Source organism: Streptomyces sp. NBC_01116, assembly GCF_041435495.1.
Classification (GTDB): Bacteria; Actinomycetota; Actinomycetes; order Streptomycetales; family Streptomycetaceae; genus Streptomyces.
The window spans coordinates 1856844-1872007 of the sequence record NZ_CP108644.1 but is presented as its reverse complement, the minus strand read 5'-3'; the positions used below and the strand labels follow the sequence as shown (position 1 = coordinate 1872007).

The window sequence follows — 15164 nt, the reverse complement described above, 5'->3', positions numbered from 1 at the left end:
CGGCGCTGACCCGGCGTGATGGGCGGGGAACCGCTTTCGGTGACGGTTCGTTCGTCCCTCATGAGCGAATCACTGGTACGTGAGGGGTACGAAGGGACCGGGCCCGGAGCCATCACGCCGGACGGGTGCGCTGTCGAGCTGTACCGCCGGCTGTCCGTCGGCGAGGAGCCGGACGTGATCGCGAGCGTGGCCCCCGCCGGGGCGAGCATTCTCGAACTGGGCTGCGGGGCGGGCCGGGTGACGCATCCGCTGGTGCGGCGCGGGTTCGGTGTGACGGCGGTCGACGAGTCGCCGGAGATGCTGGAGGAGATCGTCGGGGCGCGCAGGGTGCGGAGCCCCATCGAGACGCTGGACCTGGGCGGCGAGCGGTTCGACGTGGTGCTGCTCGGCTCCTTCCTGGTCCACGCGGGCGAGCACCGGGTGCGCGACGGGATGCTGCGCGTCTGCCGCGCCCACGTACGGGACGACGGGATCGTCCTCCTCCAGCGCGAGGGAGCGGCGCACCGCTCGGAGCTGCCGTGGGAGCGGACCGATCCCTCCGGCGGTCTGATCCGGATCGTCTCCGCGGATCCGGTGGGCGACGGCGTGCGCTCGGTGCGCGCGGAGTATCACTTCGACGACGCGCGGTGGACGCAGACCTTCCTGTCGCGGGAGCTGTCCGACGAGGACCTCATCCGGCACCTGGCGACGGCCGGGCTGACCCTGGACCGCACCCTCACCGACGACGGCACCTGGCTGCTGGCCCGGCCCGTGCTCTGAGGGGCGGCACCCGTCGCTCAGTGCACGAAGCTGTAGCTGCGCCACGGCCCGCTGCCCGGCGCCGTCACATCGCTGAACCGGGTCGGCACGTAGGTCGTCCGGCCGCCCGTGCAGTCCCGGGTGCGGTACAGGATGACGTCGACCAGGGTCCCGTTCTCCACCTCGTGGGCTCCCGCCGGGGCGATCCGGTGGCAGCCGCGTACCGACGGGCTGTTCACCTGGAGCACCGCTTCGCGCTCCGTCGTGTACGTCACCGGGCCCACCGCCGTGCGGCCGAGCCCGGAGCAGCCCGAGACGGCGAGGGCGAGGAGCGCGGCTCCGGCGGCGATCCCGAGGCGGCGTCGGCGGGGAACGGTGGCGGTCACGGACATGGGCGGGTCCTCGTCTGCTCGTCCGGTGCTCGTCCGGCGATTCGGTACGTCGGGAAGACGTGCTGGCGCTGGCCACCCTGCCCGGCCGGGGGCGGCCCGGCATCCGGTGCGCGGCCGACCGGGCGAGCCAGAGGTCCGGAGGGCTTCTCCCCTCACCTCGATAGAGGTTCACCGTGCATCCAAATGGGGCATAACGCCGGTAAGAGTGTTGTGCAGTCGAGCGTGTGGCCGCTCCCACTCCTCCGAAGGAGGTTGTGATGGTCGAGGGCCTGGTGATCGCGTTGGTGGTGGTGCTCTGCGCCGGGGCGCTGTACGTGGCTTCGGGGGCGCGGGTGATCCGGCAGTACGAGCGCGGTGTGGTGCTGCGGCTCGGCAGGCTGCGCGAGGACGTGCGGCTGCCGGGCTTCACGATGGTCGTGCCGGGGATCGACCGGCTGCGCAAGGTCAACATGCAGATCGTCACCATGCCGGTGCCCGCCCAGGACGGCATCACCCGGGACAACGTCACCGTCCGCGTGGACGCCGTCATCTACTTCAAGGTGGTCGACCCGACGAACGCCGTCATCGCGGTGGAGGACTACCGGTTCGCCGTCTCGCAGATGGCCCAGACCTCGCTCCGGTCGATCATCGGCAAGAGCGACCTGGACGATCTGCTGTCCAACCGCGAGAAGCTGAACCAGGGGCTGGAGGTCATGATCGACAGCCCCGCGGTCAGCTGGGGCGTGCAGATCGACCGGGTCGAGATCAAGGACGTCTCGCTGCCGGAGACCATGAAGCGGTCCATGGCCCGCCAGGCCGAGGCCGACCGGGAGCGGCGGGCCAGGGTGATCAACGCCGACGCGGAGCTCCAGGCCTCGAAGAAGCTGGCGCAGGCGGCCGGCGAGATGTCCGCCCAGCCCGCGGCGCTCCAGCTGAGGCTGCTCCAGACCGTGGTCGCCGTCGCGGCGGAGAAGAACTCCACGCTGGTGCTGCCCTTCCCGGTGGAGCTGCTCCGCTTCCTGGAGCGAGCGCAGCAGCAGCCGGCGGCGGAGGCGGGGCAGGACGAGCCCTCCGCCCCGTTCGTACCCGCTGCCCTCCGCGGCCCGGCCGCGGCCCCCGCCCGGACCGTGCCGGCCGCCGCCCCCGCCCCGGCCGCACCGCCCGTGGCGGAGCAGCCACTCGCCCATCACTGAGCGTGGCGGCCGATCGAACGGGGCGGGGCACCCGTCCGGTCGACTCCACCGCCGCTGACCTGCGGCGATGAGACGGGCGTCCGCAGTGTCAGACCTCCCGCCTAGACTCGCGGAGTCAGCACATTCCGTGCCGACGGAGACCGTGATCAGGTGGGAGGGGGTGGTGGACATGACGGCACGGACCCGGGAGGACGAGCCGCGGGACACCGAGGACACCTTCCGTACCGCCGACGCCGGACGCCTGCTGCGCTGCGCGGCGGTCTTCCTGCCCGGCCAGGTGCCCAGGGACGGCCGCGTCGCCTTCTGGGACCCGGTCGCGGGCGCCGACCCGTGGCACCACGCCGCCGCGCAGGGGCGGACCGGCACGCCCTTCGGGTACGCGGAGACCTCCGCCCGCCCCGACTCCGTCCCGTGCACCACCGCCCCGCTCACCGTCGTCCGGCCGGACCCGGCGGCGGGCCCCGGGAGCGTCCGCGCCGTGGCGACGCCCGCGGCTCTGCTGTCCGTCGCCGACGCGCTGCCCCTGCTCGTCCGGGCGCGTCACCAGGGCTCCGCCCATCCCGCCACCCGCTGCTGGGGCGCGGCCGCGCTGCACGCCCTCCAGCTCGTCGCCCGCGGCAGGCTCCTCCCCGGACTCACGGCCGACGGCCACGACGCCTGGCGGGCGGGCCCGAGGGACGCCGAGGACGTCGCGCATCTGCGGGCGGTCGCCGCCGCCCTGCCGCCCGAGGGACACGCGGCGCCCGTCCCCGGTTCCGCGCCGCCCCGGCTCCCCGACCCCGAGGTCCTGATCGGGGCGTTCCTGGACGCCGTCGCCGACACCCTGCCGCGCACGCCCGCCGCGGCGTTCGCGATGGGCGCGCCGTTCGCCGCCCGCGAGGCCCAGCACCTGCCCCATGCCGCGGCCTGGGCCGTGGAGGTCGCCTCGGGCCTGGACGCGGGCGTGCGGATCTCGCTGCGCCTGGACCTCTCCGCGTACGAGCTGTTCGACACCGCCGACTCCTACGCGGTCACGGCCGCCCGCGAGGAGGCGGAGACCGACGGGGGACCCGCGCGGCCGGAGCACCCGGACGACCCGGCGGTCCGGCACGCCGCCGCTGCCGTCGTCCAGGTCCACAGCCTCGCCGACCCGACGTACGTGGTGGACGCGGCCGCCCTCTGGCACGGCGCGGCGGGCGAGCCGTTCGGGCCGCGGGCCCGCGTCGACGCGGTGCTGGCACTGCGTCGCGCCGCCCGCGTCTGGGCCCCGCTGGAACGGCTGCTGGGGCAGCCCGCCCCTGATGTGCTCGCGATCACCGAGGACGAGCTGTACGAGCTGCTGAGCGACGCGGGATCCCGGCTGGCCGCCGCCGGGGTCGAGGTGCACTGGCCGCGCGAGCTGGCCCGTTCCCTCACCGCGACCGCCGTCGTGCGGCCCGCGCCCGGATCGGCCACCGACGGCACGTCCTTCTTCGACGCCGAGCACCTCTTCGCCTTCGACTGGCAGCTGTCCCTGGGCGAGGAGCGGCTGACCGAAGCCGAGATGGACACCCTGGCCGAGGCCCACCGCCCGGTGGTGCGGCTGCGCGACCAGTGGGTGGTCGTCGACCCCGCCCTCGTACGCAAGGCACGCAAGCGGGAGCTGGGACTCCTGGACCCGGTGGACGCGCTCGCCGTCGCCCTCACCGGCAGCGCGGAGGTGGACGGCGAGCGGGTGGACGCCGTCCCCGCCGGGGCGCTGGCCGCCCTCCGTACGCGGATCCTCGCCCAGGACACCACGATCGCGCCCCCGCCCGGCCTCGACGCGACCCTGCGCGACTACCAACTGCGCGGTCTGGCCTGGCTGGACCGGATGACCTCGCTCGGGCTCGGCGGCTGCCTCGCCGACGACATGGGCCTCGGCAAGACGATCACCCTCATCGCCCTCCATCTGCACCGGGCGCACCCCGCGCCCACCCTGGTGGTCTGCCCCGCCTCCCTCCTCGGCAACTGGCACCGCGAGATCAACCGCTTCGCCCCCGGCGTCCCCGTGCGCCGCTTCCACGGCACAGACCGCACCCTGAGCGACCCGGACGGCGGCTTCGTCCTCACCACCTACGGCACGATGCGCTCCAGCGCCCCCCGGCTCGCCGAGCAGAGCTGGGGCCTGGTCGTCGCCGACGAGGCGCAGCACGTCAAGAATCCGCACTCCTCCACGGCCAAGGCGCTGCGCACCATCCCCGCCCCGGCCCGGGTCGCCCTCACCGGCACCCCCGTCGAGAACAACCTCTCCGAGCTCTGGGCGCTCCTCGACTGGACCACACCCGGACTGCTCGGCCCGCTCAAGGCGTTCCGCGCCCGGCACGCCCGGATCGTGGAGAACACCGGCACCGCCGCGGGCCTGGGCAACGAGGAGGCGGTGGAGCGGCTGTCCCGGCTGGTGCGGCCCTTCCTCCTGCGGCGCAAGAAGTCCGACCCCGGCATCGCTCCCGAGCTGCCGCCCAAGACGGAGACCGACCACCCCGTCTCCCTCACCCGCGAACAGGCCACGCTCTACGAGGCGGCCGTCCGCGAGACGATGGCGCAGATCGAGGCGGCGGAGGGCATCGCCCGGCGGGGCCTCGTCATGAAGCTGCTGACCTCGCTCAAGCAGATCTGCAACCACCCCGCCCAGTATCTGAAGGAGGAGCCCACCCGGCTCACGGGCCGCTCCGGCAAGCTCGCCCTCCTCGACGAGCTGCTCGACACGATCCTGTCCGAGGACGGCTCGGTCCTGATCTTCACCCAGTACGTGGCGATGGCGAAGCTCCTCTCCGCGCACCTCGCCTCCCGCGCGATCCCCTCCCAGCTCCTCCACGGCGGCACACCGGTGGCCGAGCGGGAGCGGATGGTGGACCGCTTCCAGTCCGCGGAGGTCCCCGTCTTCCTGCTCTCCCTCAAGGCGGCCGGCACCGGGCTGAACCTGACCCGCGCCGCCCATGTCGTCCACTTCGACCGCTGGTGGAACCCCGCCGTGGAGGAGCAGGCCACCGACCGGGCGTACCGCATCGGCCAGACCCAGCCCGTGCAGGTCCACCGGATCATCGCGGAGGGCACCGTGGAGGACCGGATCGCCGAGCTGCTGGAGTCCAAGCGGGTCCTGGCCGACGCGGTGCTCGGCAGCGGCGAGAGCGCCCTGACCGAGCTGAGCGACCGTGACCTCGCCGACCTCGTATCGCTGCGGAGGCCCGCATGAGCCCGCGCCCGGCCACCGGCCCGGCCGCCCGGAGGTCGGCACCCCGCGCCCGGCCCGGCCCGGACGACCTGCGGCGCACCTTCGAGGCGGTGCCCGCCCGCACCTCCGCCGAGGGCGAGCCCTTCGCCGGCAGCTGGTGGGGCCGGGCCTGGGTGGACGCGCTGGAGTCGCTGTCCATGGACGAGGCCCGGCTCGCCCGCGGCCGTGCCTATGCCGACGACGGCAAGGTCGCCGCGATCACCGTCACCCCCGGGCGGGTCGTCGCCTATGTGCACGGCAGCCGGGCCCGCCCCTACCGCGCCGAGCTGCGGCTGCGCACCTTCACCGACCCCGGCTGGGAGACCCTGCTCGACGCGGTCGCCGCCCACCCCGGCCATCTGTCCGCGCTGCTGGCCAAGGAGATGCCGCACTCCCTGGTCCCCACCGCCGAGGAGGCCGGTGTCCGGCTGCTGCCCGCCGCCGACGACCTCGACCCCACCTGCACCTGCCCCGACCACGGGCGGCCCTGCAAGCACGTCGCCGCCCTCTGCTTCCAGACGGCCCTGCTGCTCGACAGCGACCCGTTCGTCCTGCTGCTGATGCGGGGCCGGGGCGAGCGCGAGCTGCTGGACGAGCTGGGCCGGCGCAACGCCGAGCACTCCGCCCGCGAGCGCCCCGCCGCCCCCGCCGTCCCGTCGGTCGGGGCCCGGGAGGCCTTCGCCGCCCGCTTCCTGCCGCCGCTCCCGGCGCCCCTGCCCGTACCGCCGCATCCCGGTCAGCCACCGTCGTATCCGGATCTGCCCGGCGCCCGCGACCCGTTGGGCCTGGACCAACTCGCCACCGACGCCGCCGCCCGCGCCCACGCCCTGCTGACCACGGGCCGTGATCCGCTGGCCGGGCTCACCCCGTGGCAGGACGCGGTCCGCCTCGCCGCGGCCCGGCCGACCGCAGGGCTCACCGCCACCACCCGCGCGCTCTACCGGGAGCTGGCCTACGCCACCGGCCGCACCACCACCGACCTCGCCCGCGCCGTCGCGGCCTGGCGGCAGGGCGAGGCCGAGGGCCTCGCGGTGCTTCAGACGCCCTGGGATCCGCCGGCCGGCCCCTTCGACCGGGCCAGGCCCGCGCTCGCCGCCGCCGACTTCCCGCGCTTCACACCCTGGCGCAACCACCTCACCCACCCGGACGGTTCGCTCCAGCTCCGCTTCGGCCGCGACCACCGGTGGTACGGCTACGAATCCGATCCCGGCGCCGACGACTGGTGGCCGCGCGCCGCCCCGGACCCCGACCCGGTGGCCGCCCTGGAAGCCCTGCTGGCCGGCGACTCCGCCCCCGACACCTCCGGGGCCGACGACCCGTCGTACGTACGGTAAAACCTTTGGCCGGCGGGGAGTTGGCCCTGTCAGCGTCCACGACGTGGCGAAACTCAATCAGATCATCGCAGTGGAGAAGGGCGTCAAGTCCAAGGCACACCAGGACCTGACGGCGGCTCGGCCGAACTGATCGGCCGCTTCCGGCAGATGGCCGACGGGGAGCGGGCCCGCAGGGTGGAGAGCGCCGCGGGGGAGTTGGTCGGCGTCACACTCGGCGACGACCTCTCCCGTCTGATCCCCTCCGAGCCGGCCAACCTCGGCCTGCCCGAGCTGCGTGCCGTCTTCGCCGCGCGGTACGCCGCCGGGGAGCTGATGCTCTACGACAGCCGGGGCGAGCAGCCGACGGGGCGGGGCGCCGTCATCGCGTGCGTGGACACCTCCCACTCGATGTACGCGGCGGGGTCACGCGGGAGGCGTGGCCCAAGGCGTGTGCCCTGGCGCTGCTGGACCAGGCCCGCCATGCCGGGCGCGACTTCGTCGGCATCCTGTTCTCCGCGGAGGACAGGCTCCAGGTCTTCCGTTTCCCGGCCGGCCGGTCCGCCGGCATCGAGCAGGTGCTCGACCTCGCGGAGACCTTCCTCGGCGGCGGCACCAGCAACCAGGCACCCCTGACCGTGGCCCGCGAACTGCTGGAGGAGGAGTTCGACGACGCCGCCACCACGCGGGGCGACATCGTGATGATCACCGACGACGAGTGCGGCGTCACCGAGGAGTGGATGCGTGGCTGGAGGGAGGCCAGGCGGGTGCTGGGCTTCCGCGTCTTCGGCCTCGCGGTCGGTGCCCCGGGCGCCGCCGAGGCCGGTTCGGTCCTGGAAGCGCTGTGCGACAACCTCCGGTCCATCGAGGACCTCACCGACGTCCACGCCGCCGCGGATCTCTTCCGCCTCATCTGACCTCCTGGCTGGGATCCGCCTCCTCTGACCCTGGCCGGATCCGCCTCATCCGGCCCCGGCCGGACCGTGCGCGCGGATCACTGCCGGTATCCGTTCAGGAAGCGGCCGATGCGGCTGATCGCCGCGTCGAGGTCGTCGGCGTACGGGAGGGTCAGGATGCGGAAGTGGTCCGGGCGCGGCCAGCTGAAGCCGGTGCCCTGCACCACCTGGATCTTCTCCCGCAGCAGCAGGTCCAGCACGAACTTCTCGTCGTCGACGATGGGGTGCACCTTCGGATCGATGCGTGGGAAGGCGTACAGCGCGCCCTTCGGCTTCACGCACGAGACGCCGGGGATCTCGTTCAGCCGCTCCCAGGCCCGGTCGCGCTGCTCGTGCAGCCTCCCGCCCGGCGCGACCAGCTCCCGGATCGACTGCCGTCCGCCGAGCGCGGCCTGAATGGCGTACTGGGCGGGGGCGTTGGGGCACAGGCGCATGGAGGCCAGCATGGTGAGGCCCTCCAGATAGTTGCGGGCGTGCTGCCGCGGGCCGGACACCACCATCCAGCCGGACCGGAAGCCGGCCACCCGGTACGTCTTCGACAGACCGCTGAAGGTGAGGCAGACCAGGTCGGGGGCGAGGACCGCCGCGCTGTGGTGCTCGGCCCCGTCGTACAGGATCTGGTCGTAGATCTCGTCGGCGAACACCATCAGTCCGTGCCGCCGGGCCAGATCGAGGATGCCTTCGAGGATCTCGCGCGGATAGACGGCCCCGGTCGGGTTGTTCGGGTTGATGATCACGACGGCCCTGGTCCGGTCGGTGATCTTCGCGGCCATGTCGGCGAGATCCGGATTCCAGTCGGACTCCTCGTCGCAGACGTAGTGCACCGCCTTGCCGCCCGCGAGCGTGGTCACCGCCGTCCACAGCGGGAAGTCCGGGGCCGGGATCAGCACCTCGTCGCCGTCCTCCAGCAGCGCCTGCACCGCCATGGAGATCAGCTCGGAAACCCCGTTGCCGAGGAACACGTCGTCCACGCCGATCTCGGTCAGCCCCATGGCCTGGTAACGCTGGACCACCGCCCGCCGGGCCGAGAGGATGCCGCGCGAGTCGGTGTAGCCGTGGGCCTGCGGCAGCATCCGGATCATGTCCTGGACGATCTCCTCGGGAGCCTCGAAGCCGAAGAGCGCCGGATTGCCCGTGTTGAGCCGGAGCACGCTGTGGCCCGCCTCCTCCAGGGCGTTGGCGTGCTCGATGACCGGGCCCCGGATCTCGTAGCAGACCTCGTTGAGCTTGCTGGACTGCCGGAACTCCATGCGCTGCCTCCCGAGCCGAATTGCGATACTTGGTTTTACCAAGCTTCAGCTTGGAAAGTCCAACAACATGTCTAGACTGCGTCGCATGCCACGTCAGCAGCAGCCAGCAGCACGCCCCGTCCGCCGCCGGAGCTACGACCAGTTCGACGCCACCGCCCGCGCCCTCGACTCCGTCGGCGACCGGTGGACGCTGCTGATCGTCCGTGAACTGCTGGGCGGGCCGCGCCGGTACACCGACCTGCACGCCGACCTGCCCGGCGTCAGCACGGACGTGCTGGCCTCCCGGCTCAAGGACATGGAGCAGACCGGCCTGGCCCTGCGCCGCAAGCTGCCGCCTCCGTCGGCCGCGACGGTCTACGAGCTCACCACGCGCGGCCACGGCCTGCTGCCCGTCCTCGCCGCCCTCGCCGCGTGGGGGGCGCCCGCGCTCGCCGAGCGCCGCCCCACGGACGCGGTGCGGGCCCACTGGTTCGCCCTGCCCCTGCTCGGCGCCCTCGCCGGGCTCACGCGGGAGGGCGTTCTCGAAGTCCGGCTGGAGGAGGGCGAGTTCCACCTCCGCGTCGGTGGGGCGGCGGGCCTCCCGCTCCCGGCCGCCGAAGCGGTCGCCGCGGTGTACGGATACGGACCCGCCGACCGCCCCGACGCCCGGATCGTCCTCGACGCCGAGGTGTGCCTGGAGCTCGCGCGGGGCGGGGCGACCCTCGCGGAGGCGGTGAAGGACGGTCGCGTCGAGGTGCTCGGCGAAGGCCCGCTCGCCGCCGAACTGCGGGGCGCCTGAGCCTCGCTCACGGGCGGCCGGACCTCCCTCGCCCGGGCGTCCCACCGCCGGTCCGGCGATGATGGAGCCGTGAGACTCGAAGCGATCACCTGGGAACGGCTGGCCGGCGAGCTGGCCCGGTACGCCGACGGGCTGTCCGCCGCCGACGGCGGGCCCTGGCTCGCGCTCGGCATCGACGGCGCGCCGGCCGCCCGCACCGACGCGAGCGCCGAGCGCCTCGCGCGGGAACTGCGGCTGCTCGGCCGTGCGGTGCTCGTCGTCTCCACGGAGGGCTTCCTGCGCCCGGCGAGCCTGCGCTTCGAGTACGGGAAGCGGGACCCGGACGCGTACCTCGACAGCTGGTACGACACCGGGGCGCTGTGGCGCGAGGTGTTCGGGCCGCTGGAGGCGGGCGGCTCCGGTCGTGTGCTGCCCGACCTGTGGGACCCCGTGACCGACCGCGCCACCCGGACCCCGTACCAGTCCCTGCCCGAGGGCGGGGTGGTCGTCGTGCACGGCCCGTTCCTGCTGGGGCACTGGTTCCCGTTCGCGCTCGGCGTCCATCTGCGGTTGTCCCCGGGGGCGCTGCGGCGGCGTACGGCGGAGCCGGAACGCTGGACCCTGCCCGCCTTCGCCCGGTACGAGGACGAGGTGGCGCCCATGGAGCGCGCGGACGTGGTGGTCCGGGCGGACGACCCCTCGCACCCCGCGTGGTCGGGGCTGCCCGGAAGCGGGTGAACGGCGTCCGCCCCGGGACTGCCCGCCCCGGGACTGCCTGCCCCGGCGCCACCCGTCACCGGACCGGCGGTGGTCGGCCGCCCACCGTGGCCACCGCCGCCGCCCCCGCCCGGCAGCCCTCCGCCGCCGCGGCCATGTCGTCGGCCCCGGCCAGCAGAGCCGCGAGGAACCCGCCGGTGAACGCGTCGCCCGCCCCCGTCGAGTCGACCGGCTCGCGCACCGGCGGGGCGGGGACGCGGCCGATGACCTCGCCCCCGGCGGCCAGCACGGCTCCCCGCGCGCCCAGGGTGACGACGACGCGCGGGAACCACCGGCTCAACTCGGCCGCCGCGGACTCCGGTCCGGATGCCCCGGTGAGCAGGCGTGCCTCGTCCGCGTTCGGGAGCAACAGCTCCGCTCCCGCCGCGAACTCCAGGAACCGCCGGGGGCCCAGCTCGCCGAGGAACCCGGCCGACGCCGGATCCACACTCACCGGAACGCCCCGCTCCACGGCGGTGCGCAGGGCGAGGAGGGCGGCGGCCCGGCTCACCCCGGCGAACAGGAGATAGCCGGAGAGGTGCAGCCGCCCGACGCCGTCGAGCATGGCGGGCGCGAAGTCCTCGACGGCGAGCCGCAGCACCGCCCCGCCATCGGTCAGGAACGTGCGCTCCGCCGCCGCGTCGACCAGGGCGATGACCGTCGCCGTCGGAAACTCGCGGTCCACCGCCAGGAACGCCCGCACCCCCGCCCGCTCCAGCTCCTCCCGGTGCCAGCCGGCCGAGTCCGCCCCCGCCCTGGCCAGCAGGCGCACGTCCGTGCACCCCGAACGCGCCGCCCAGCAGGCGACGTTGGCCCCGGCGCCGCCCGGCAGCGTACGGATCCGGGCCGCCGTGTCCGTACCGTGGGCGAGCGCCGATCCGTACCGCGCCACCACGTCCGTGACCACGTCCCCCACCACCAGCAGCCCACCGCCCGCCGCCGGACGGTTCACCGGGCGCCCGCCGCCGCGACGGCGATCCGCGCCGCGAGGACCACGTTCCCGCGGACGGCCGCCAGGTTCGCCTCCAGCGACGCGCCCCCGGTGCGCCGCATCAACTGGTCCAGCAGGAACGGAGTCACGCCCTGCCCCGAGATGCCCCGCTCCCGGCACGCGTCCAGCGCCTCCGCGAGCACCCGGTCGTGCAGTACCGGATCCAACTGATGCTGCTCCGCCACGGGGTTGGCGACGATCAGCGCGGCCGGCGGGCCGCCCAGCGCCTCCTTCGCCCGGATCACCTGCACCACCTCCTCGGGGCTGTGCACCGTCCAGTCGACGGGTTCGCCGGAACTGCTCAGGTAGAAGCCGGGGAAGCGCCCGGTGCCGTAGCCGACGACGGAGACGCCGAGGGTCTCCAGCCGCTGGAGGGTCGCCGGGACGTCGAGGATCGACTTCACGCCCGCGCAGACCACGGTGATCCTGGTGCGGGCGAGCAGCCGCAGATCGGCCGACTCGTCCTGGTTCTCGGCCCACGCGCGGTGTACGCCGCCGAGCCCGCCCGTCGCGAAGACGCCGAGGCCCGCCCGCGCCGCCAGGAACGCCGTCGCGGACACCGTCGTCGCCCCGCTCGCCCCGGCGGCGAGTGCCGGGGCGAGATCGCGGTGACCCAGTTTGCGTACGGCCGGGTCTCCGGCAACCCGCGCCAACTGATCCTCGTCCAGACCGACATGGGCCCGCCCGTCCAGGACGGCGACGGTGGCCGGGACGGCGCCCGCGGACCGGACGAGCCCCTCCAGCTCCCGGGCCACGGACAGGTTGCGGGGCCGCGGCAGACCGTGCGCGATGATCGTCGACTCCAGTGCCACGACGGGCAGACCGGCGCTCAGGGCGGTCCGCACCTGGGCCGAGAGCACGAGGTCGTAGGCGTTCGTCCCAGAGTTCTCGCGGTTCTCGCGTGGAGCGGGACGCTGGTCCGGTGGGTTCTGAGGCATGCCCCATCCCTGTCGCGGCCGGGAGGGGCGCAAACCACGGACGGGCGTCGCCCGGCGGGTCCTGGCCGCAGGGTGGCCGGAAGTGGTCGCTAAGGTGACCGGCCATGACGACAAACGACCAGGTCCCCGCCTCCTTCGCCGTACACATCCCCGACGCCGAACTCGTACCGGAGCCACTCGATCCGGCGCAGATCGTCTCGGGCGATCCCGTGGTGACGGGCAAGGTGCTGTGGGAGTCGGCCGATGGCAAGCAGCTCCGGGGGATCTGGCAGATCACGCCCGGTGTGGTCACCGACACCGAGGCGAACGAGCTGTTCGTGGTCGTCAGCGGCCGGGCGACCGTCGCAGTCGAGGGCGGGGCGACGCTGGAGATCGGCCCGGGGGACGCCTGCGTCCTGCGCGAGGGCGACCGGACGACCTGGACGGTTCACGAGACGCTCCGCAAGGCGTACCACATCAGCCTCTGAGGCCTCTGAGAGCTGCGGCTGACAACTGCGGTCGCGCCGAGGGCGGTTGAGGCAGTGGGTGGCGGCTGTGGCCGGCGTGCGGTCCGGCGGCGTGTCAGCCGCTGACCGCTCCCGGCCGCCGCAGGCTCCGGTGCAGGGCGAGCGCTGCGACCGGCAGCAGCAGGGCGGCGCCGATCGCGTTGAGAGGGCCGTATCCCCACTGGGCGACGATCACCCCGGCCGCCGCCCCGCCGACGGCCGCCGCCGCGTTCATGGTCAGGTCCGACAGCCCCTGCACCGCGGCCTGGGCCGAGCGCGGCACCGCGTCGGTGAGCAGCGCCGAACCGGCGATCATCCCCGCCGACCAGCCGAGGCCCAGCAGGAACAGGCCCGCGGCGGTCTGCCCGTGCCGGGGCCCCGCGGTGCCCGCGAGCAGAGCGGCGCAGCTCAGCAGTCCGACGGCCAGTCCGATCACGGTGAGCCGGCCGAACCGGTCGGCCAGCCAGCCCATCACCGGTGAGAACGCGTACATGCCCGCGATGTGCCCGCTGATGACGAGCCCGATCAACTGGAGACCGGCGCCGTGCCGGCCCAGGTCGACCGGGGTCATGACCATGATCGACACCATGGCGGTGTGCGACACGGTGACCGTCAGCAGCGCGAGCCGCGCCATCGGCGACTCCCGGACGGCCTCGATCCCGGCGCGCAGGGAACGCTTCGGCGGCCCGGTCGGGCCCTCCGGAGCCAGGGCGCGGGCCGTGAGGAGCGGATCCGGACGCAGCGCGAGCGCCACGACCACCGCGGCGAGCAGGAACACGGCCGCCGAGCACAGATACGGCCCGGCGGCCTCGGGCACCGGCGTACCGCGGAACAGCCGGCTCGCCGGGGCGGAGATGTTGGGGCCCACGACCGAGCCGATCGTGGTGGCCCAGACGACGACGGAGATCGCCCGCCCCCGCCGCTCCGGCCCCACCAGGTCGGCCGCCGCGAACCTGGCCTGGAGACCGGCCAGGGATCCCGCGCCGAAAGCGGCCATGCCGAGCAGCAGCAGCGGGAAGCTGGACAGCATCGTGGCGAGGACCACCAGGCCGCCGCCCAGCGCACCGATCAGATAGGCGAGCGCCAGGCCGGACCTGCGGCCCCGGGCGGTCATCAGGGCGGCCAGCGGCAGTGACAGCAGCGCCGTGCCGACGACGGACGCGGTCGGCGCCAGCCCGGACAGCGCCTCCGAACCACTCACCTCGGCGGCCAGTAGCGGGGCCAGGGCGATGCCGACGGCCACGCCGAGGCCGCCGAGTATCTGGCTGACGATGAGCACGGCCGACGTCCGGCGCTGGAGAGCGGGCACGTCGGCGGCCGTGACCGGGGAGAGGGAGGAAGGTCGCGTCACCGGCGCAGTGTGTCACCGCTCGGCCGCCGCCGTGCACCCGGACGGGTGAATGACTCCTGACACTGATCGACCGGAGAGCGCTGATCGACCGGAGAGTCCAGGAGCTTTCGTCCGGACCGGTGAACCCTGCGAGCCCGTCGTGATCCGAACGAGCGCACTGGACCAAGACCGCTGGAACAAGACCCCTGGACGAGGGCCCTGGAACAGACCTCTCGCCACGAGCGTCCTGGCACACGATCCCTAGAACAGCGGCCGCGGCAGAACCCCCTCCAGCGCCAGCAGTTGCCGCTTGGTCTCCAGACCGCCGCCGAACCCGCCCAGGCCGCCGTCGCTCTCCACCACCCGGTGACACGGCACCACCACCGGCAGCGGGTTGGCCCCCATGGCCGCGCCCACCGCCTGCGCCCCCTCCGGCCGGCCGACCCGCGCGGCCAGGTCTCCGTACCCGACGACCGTTCCGTAGGGCACCCCGGACGCCAGCTCGCGGAGCACCTCACGGTGGAACCCGGAGGTCAGCGACCAGTCCAGATCGAGGTCGAAAGCGTGCCGCTCGCCGGCGAAATACTCCGCGAGCGCGCGTACGGGCCCGGCGAGTCGCGGGGAATCGGGCGCCTCCACCGGCTCCGTGCCGAAACGGGTCCGCAACCGGTCGAGGACCGCGTCCCGCACGGCGGGGCGGGCGTGGAAGGACACACTCACCAGACCGGAGCCGGTCGCGGCGAGCAGCAGCGGGCCGATGTCGCTGTCCACGACGGTCCACTCGACGACCGGCCCGGCACCGGTCCCGTAGCTGTTCATGCCGACCACCGTACGACCCGCCACTGACAGCGGCGGGCCCGTCGGCGGGAGAGCGAGGG

Annotated in this window: 13 protein-coding genes and 1 pseudogene; 8 read left to right on the top strand and 6 right to left on the bottom strand. The window is 74.2% G+C overall.

Annotated elements, in window-relative coordinates; genetic code table 11:
- Positions 1–60: 60 nt before the first annotated feature.
- Positions 61–759 (top strand): class I SAM-dependent methyltransferase, encoded by a 699-nt coding sequence (locus OG245_RS08140; protein ID WP_371622851.1) that lies wholly within the window; start codon positions 61–63, stop codon positions 757–759.
- A gap of 17 nt (positions 760–776) precedes the next feature.
- On the opposite strand, the gene OG245_RS08135 is transcribed toward OG245_RS08140, so the two are convergent.
- Positions 777–1130 carry a hypothetical protein gene (locus OG245_RS08135; protein WP_371622850.1) on the bottom strand — a complete coding sequence of 118 codons (354 nt, stop codon included), beginning with the start codon at positions 1128–1130 and terminating at the stop codon, positions 777–779.
- Between the two features lie 257 nt (positions 1131–1387).
- Between OG245_RS08135 and OG245_RS08130 the strand changes: the two genes are divergently transcribed.
- The 4 genes and pseudogenes from OG245_RS08130 to OG245_RS08115 all read left to right on the top strand — a co-directional run.
- Complete coding sequence (locus OG245_RS08130) at positions 1388–2302, top strand: slipin family protein (RefSeq protein WP_371622849.1); 915 nt, start codon at positions 1388–1390, stop codon at positions 2300–2302.
- 169 nt (positions 2303–2471) lie between these two features.
- Positions 2472–5495, top strand: a complete 3024-nt coding sequence (locus OG245_RS08125; RefSeq protein WP_371622848.1) for an SNF2-related protein — start codon at positions 2472–2474, stop codon at positions 5493–5495.
- Positions 5492–6847, top strand: a complete 1356-nt coding sequence (locus OG245_RS08120; RefSeq protein ID WP_371622847.1) for an SWIM zinc finger family protein — start codon at positions 5492–5494, stop codon at positions 6845–6847. The genes OG245_RS08125 and OG245_RS08120 overlap by 4 nt, the downstream gene beginning before the upstream one ends.
- Positions 6848–6967: 120 nt before the next feature.
- A pseudogene (locus tag OG245_RS08115) lies at positions 6968–7740 on the top strand (VWA domain-containing protein); the annotation flags it as partial.
- Positions 7741–7817: 77 nt separating this feature from the next.
- On the opposite strand, the gene OG245_RS08110 reads toward OG245_RS08115, so the two are convergent.
- A complete protein-coding gene (locus tag OG245_RS08110; RefSeq protein WP_371622846.1) occupies positions 7818–9029 on the bottom strand; it encodes a pyridoxal phosphate-dependent aminotransferase in 1212 nt (403 codons plus the stop codon).
- 85 nt (positions 9030–9114) lie between these two features.
- Here OG245_RS08110 and OG245_RS08105 point away from each other — a divergent pair, with 85 nt between their 5' ends.
- Together OG245_RS08105 and OG245_RS08100 are read left to right on the top strand one after the other, a co-directional pair.
- The gene (locus OG245_RS08105; protein WP_371622845.1) at positions 9115–9807 is read left to right on the top strand and encodes a winged helix-turn-helix transcriptional regulator; all 693 of its coding nucleotides are present in this window, start codon (positions 9115–9117) and stop codon (positions 9805–9807) included.
- Between the two features lie 69 nt (positions 9808–9876).
- Positions 9877–10524 (top strand): uridine kinase, encoded by a 648-nt coding sequence (locus OG245_RS08100; RefSeq protein ID WP_371622844.1) that lies wholly within the window; start codon positions 9877–9879, stop codon positions 10522–10524.
- Between the two features lie 55 nt (positions 10525–10579).
- Here OG245_RS08100 and OG245_RS08095 read toward each other — a convergent pair whose 3' ends face one another.
- Positions 10580–11494, bottom strand: coding sequence for a carbohydrate kinase family protein (locus OG245_RS08095; protein WP_371622843.1), 915 nt, complete (start codon positions 11492–11494; stop codon positions 10580–10582).
- On the bottom strand, positions 11491–12471 hold the full coding sequence (locus tag OG245_RS08090) for a pseudouridine-5'-phosphate glycosidase (RefSeq protein WP_371622842.1): 981 nt from the start codon (positions 12469–12471) through the stop codon (positions 11491–11493). The genes OG245_RS08095 and OG245_RS08090 overlap by 4 nt, the downstream gene beginning before the upstream one ends.
- Before the next feature lie 104 nt (positions 12472–12575).
- Between OG245_RS08090 and OG245_RS08085 the strand changes: the two genes are divergently transcribed.
- A complete protein-coding gene (locus OG245_RS08085; protein WP_371622841.1) occupies positions 12576–12938 on the top strand; it encodes a cupin domain-containing protein in 363 nt (120 codons plus the stop codon).
- A gap of 94 nt (positions 12939–13032) precedes the next feature.
- Here the strand turns inward: OG245_RS08085 and OG245_RS08080 are convergent, their stop codons facing one another.
- Complete coding sequence (locus OG245_RS08080; RefSeq protein WP_371627837.1) at positions 13033–14235, bottom strand: MFS transporter; 1203 nt, start codon at positions 14233–14235, stop codon at positions 13033–13035.
- Between the two features lie 312 nt (positions 14236–14547).
- Positions 14548–15105 (bottom strand): methylated-DNA--[protein]-cysteine S-methyltransferase, encoded by a 558-nt coding sequence (locus OG245_RS08075; protein ID WP_371622840.1) that lies wholly within the window; start codon positions 15103–15105, stop codon positions 14548–14550.
- Between the last annotated feature and the right edge of the window lie 59 nt (positions 15106–15164).

Excerpts from the sequence above, each read along its gene's own strand:
- OG245_RS08105 (WP_371622845.1), top strand. The coding sequence starts at position 9,115 with ATGCCACGTCAGCAGCAGCCAGCAGCACGCCCCGTCCGCCGCCGGAGC.
- OG245_RS08120 (WP_371622847.1), top strand. The coding sequence starts at position 5,492 with ATGAGCCCGCGCCCGGCCACCGGCCCGGCCGCCCGGAGGTCGGCACCC.
- OG245_RS08110 (WP_371622846.1), bottom strand. The coding sequence starts at position 9,029 with ATGGAGTTCCGGCAGTCCAGCAAGCTCAACGAGGTCTGCTACGAGATC.
- OG245_RS08090 (WP_371622842.1), bottom strand. The coding sequence starts at position 12,471 with ATGCCTCAGAACCCACCGGACCAGCGTCCCGCTCCACGCGAGAACCGC.
- OG245_RS08085 (WP_371622841.1), top strand. The coding sequence starts at position 12,576 with ATGACGACAAACGACCAGGTCCCCGCCTCCTTCGCCGTACACATCCCC.
- OG245_RS08125 (WP_371622848.1), top strand. The coding sequence starts at position 2,472 with ATGACGGCACGGACCCGGGAGGACGAGCCGCGGGACACCGAGGACACC.
- OG245_RS08135 (WP_371622850.1), bottom strand. The coding sequence starts at position 1,130 with ATGTCCGTGACCGCCACCGTTCCCCGCCGACGCCGCCTCGGGATCGCC.
- OG245_RS08130 (WP_371622849.1), top strand. The coding sequence starts at position 1,388 with ATGGTCGAGGGCCTGGTGATCGCGTTGGTGGTGGTGCTCTGCGCCGGG.
- OG245_RS08075 (WP_371622840.1), bottom strand. The coding sequence starts at position 15,105 with ATGAACAGCTACGGGACCGGTGCCGGGCCGGTCGTCGAGTGGACCGTC.
- OG245_RS08140 (WP_371622851.1), top strand. The coding sequence starts at position 61 with ATGAGCGAATCACTGGTACGTGAGGGGTACGAAGGGACCGGGCCCGGA.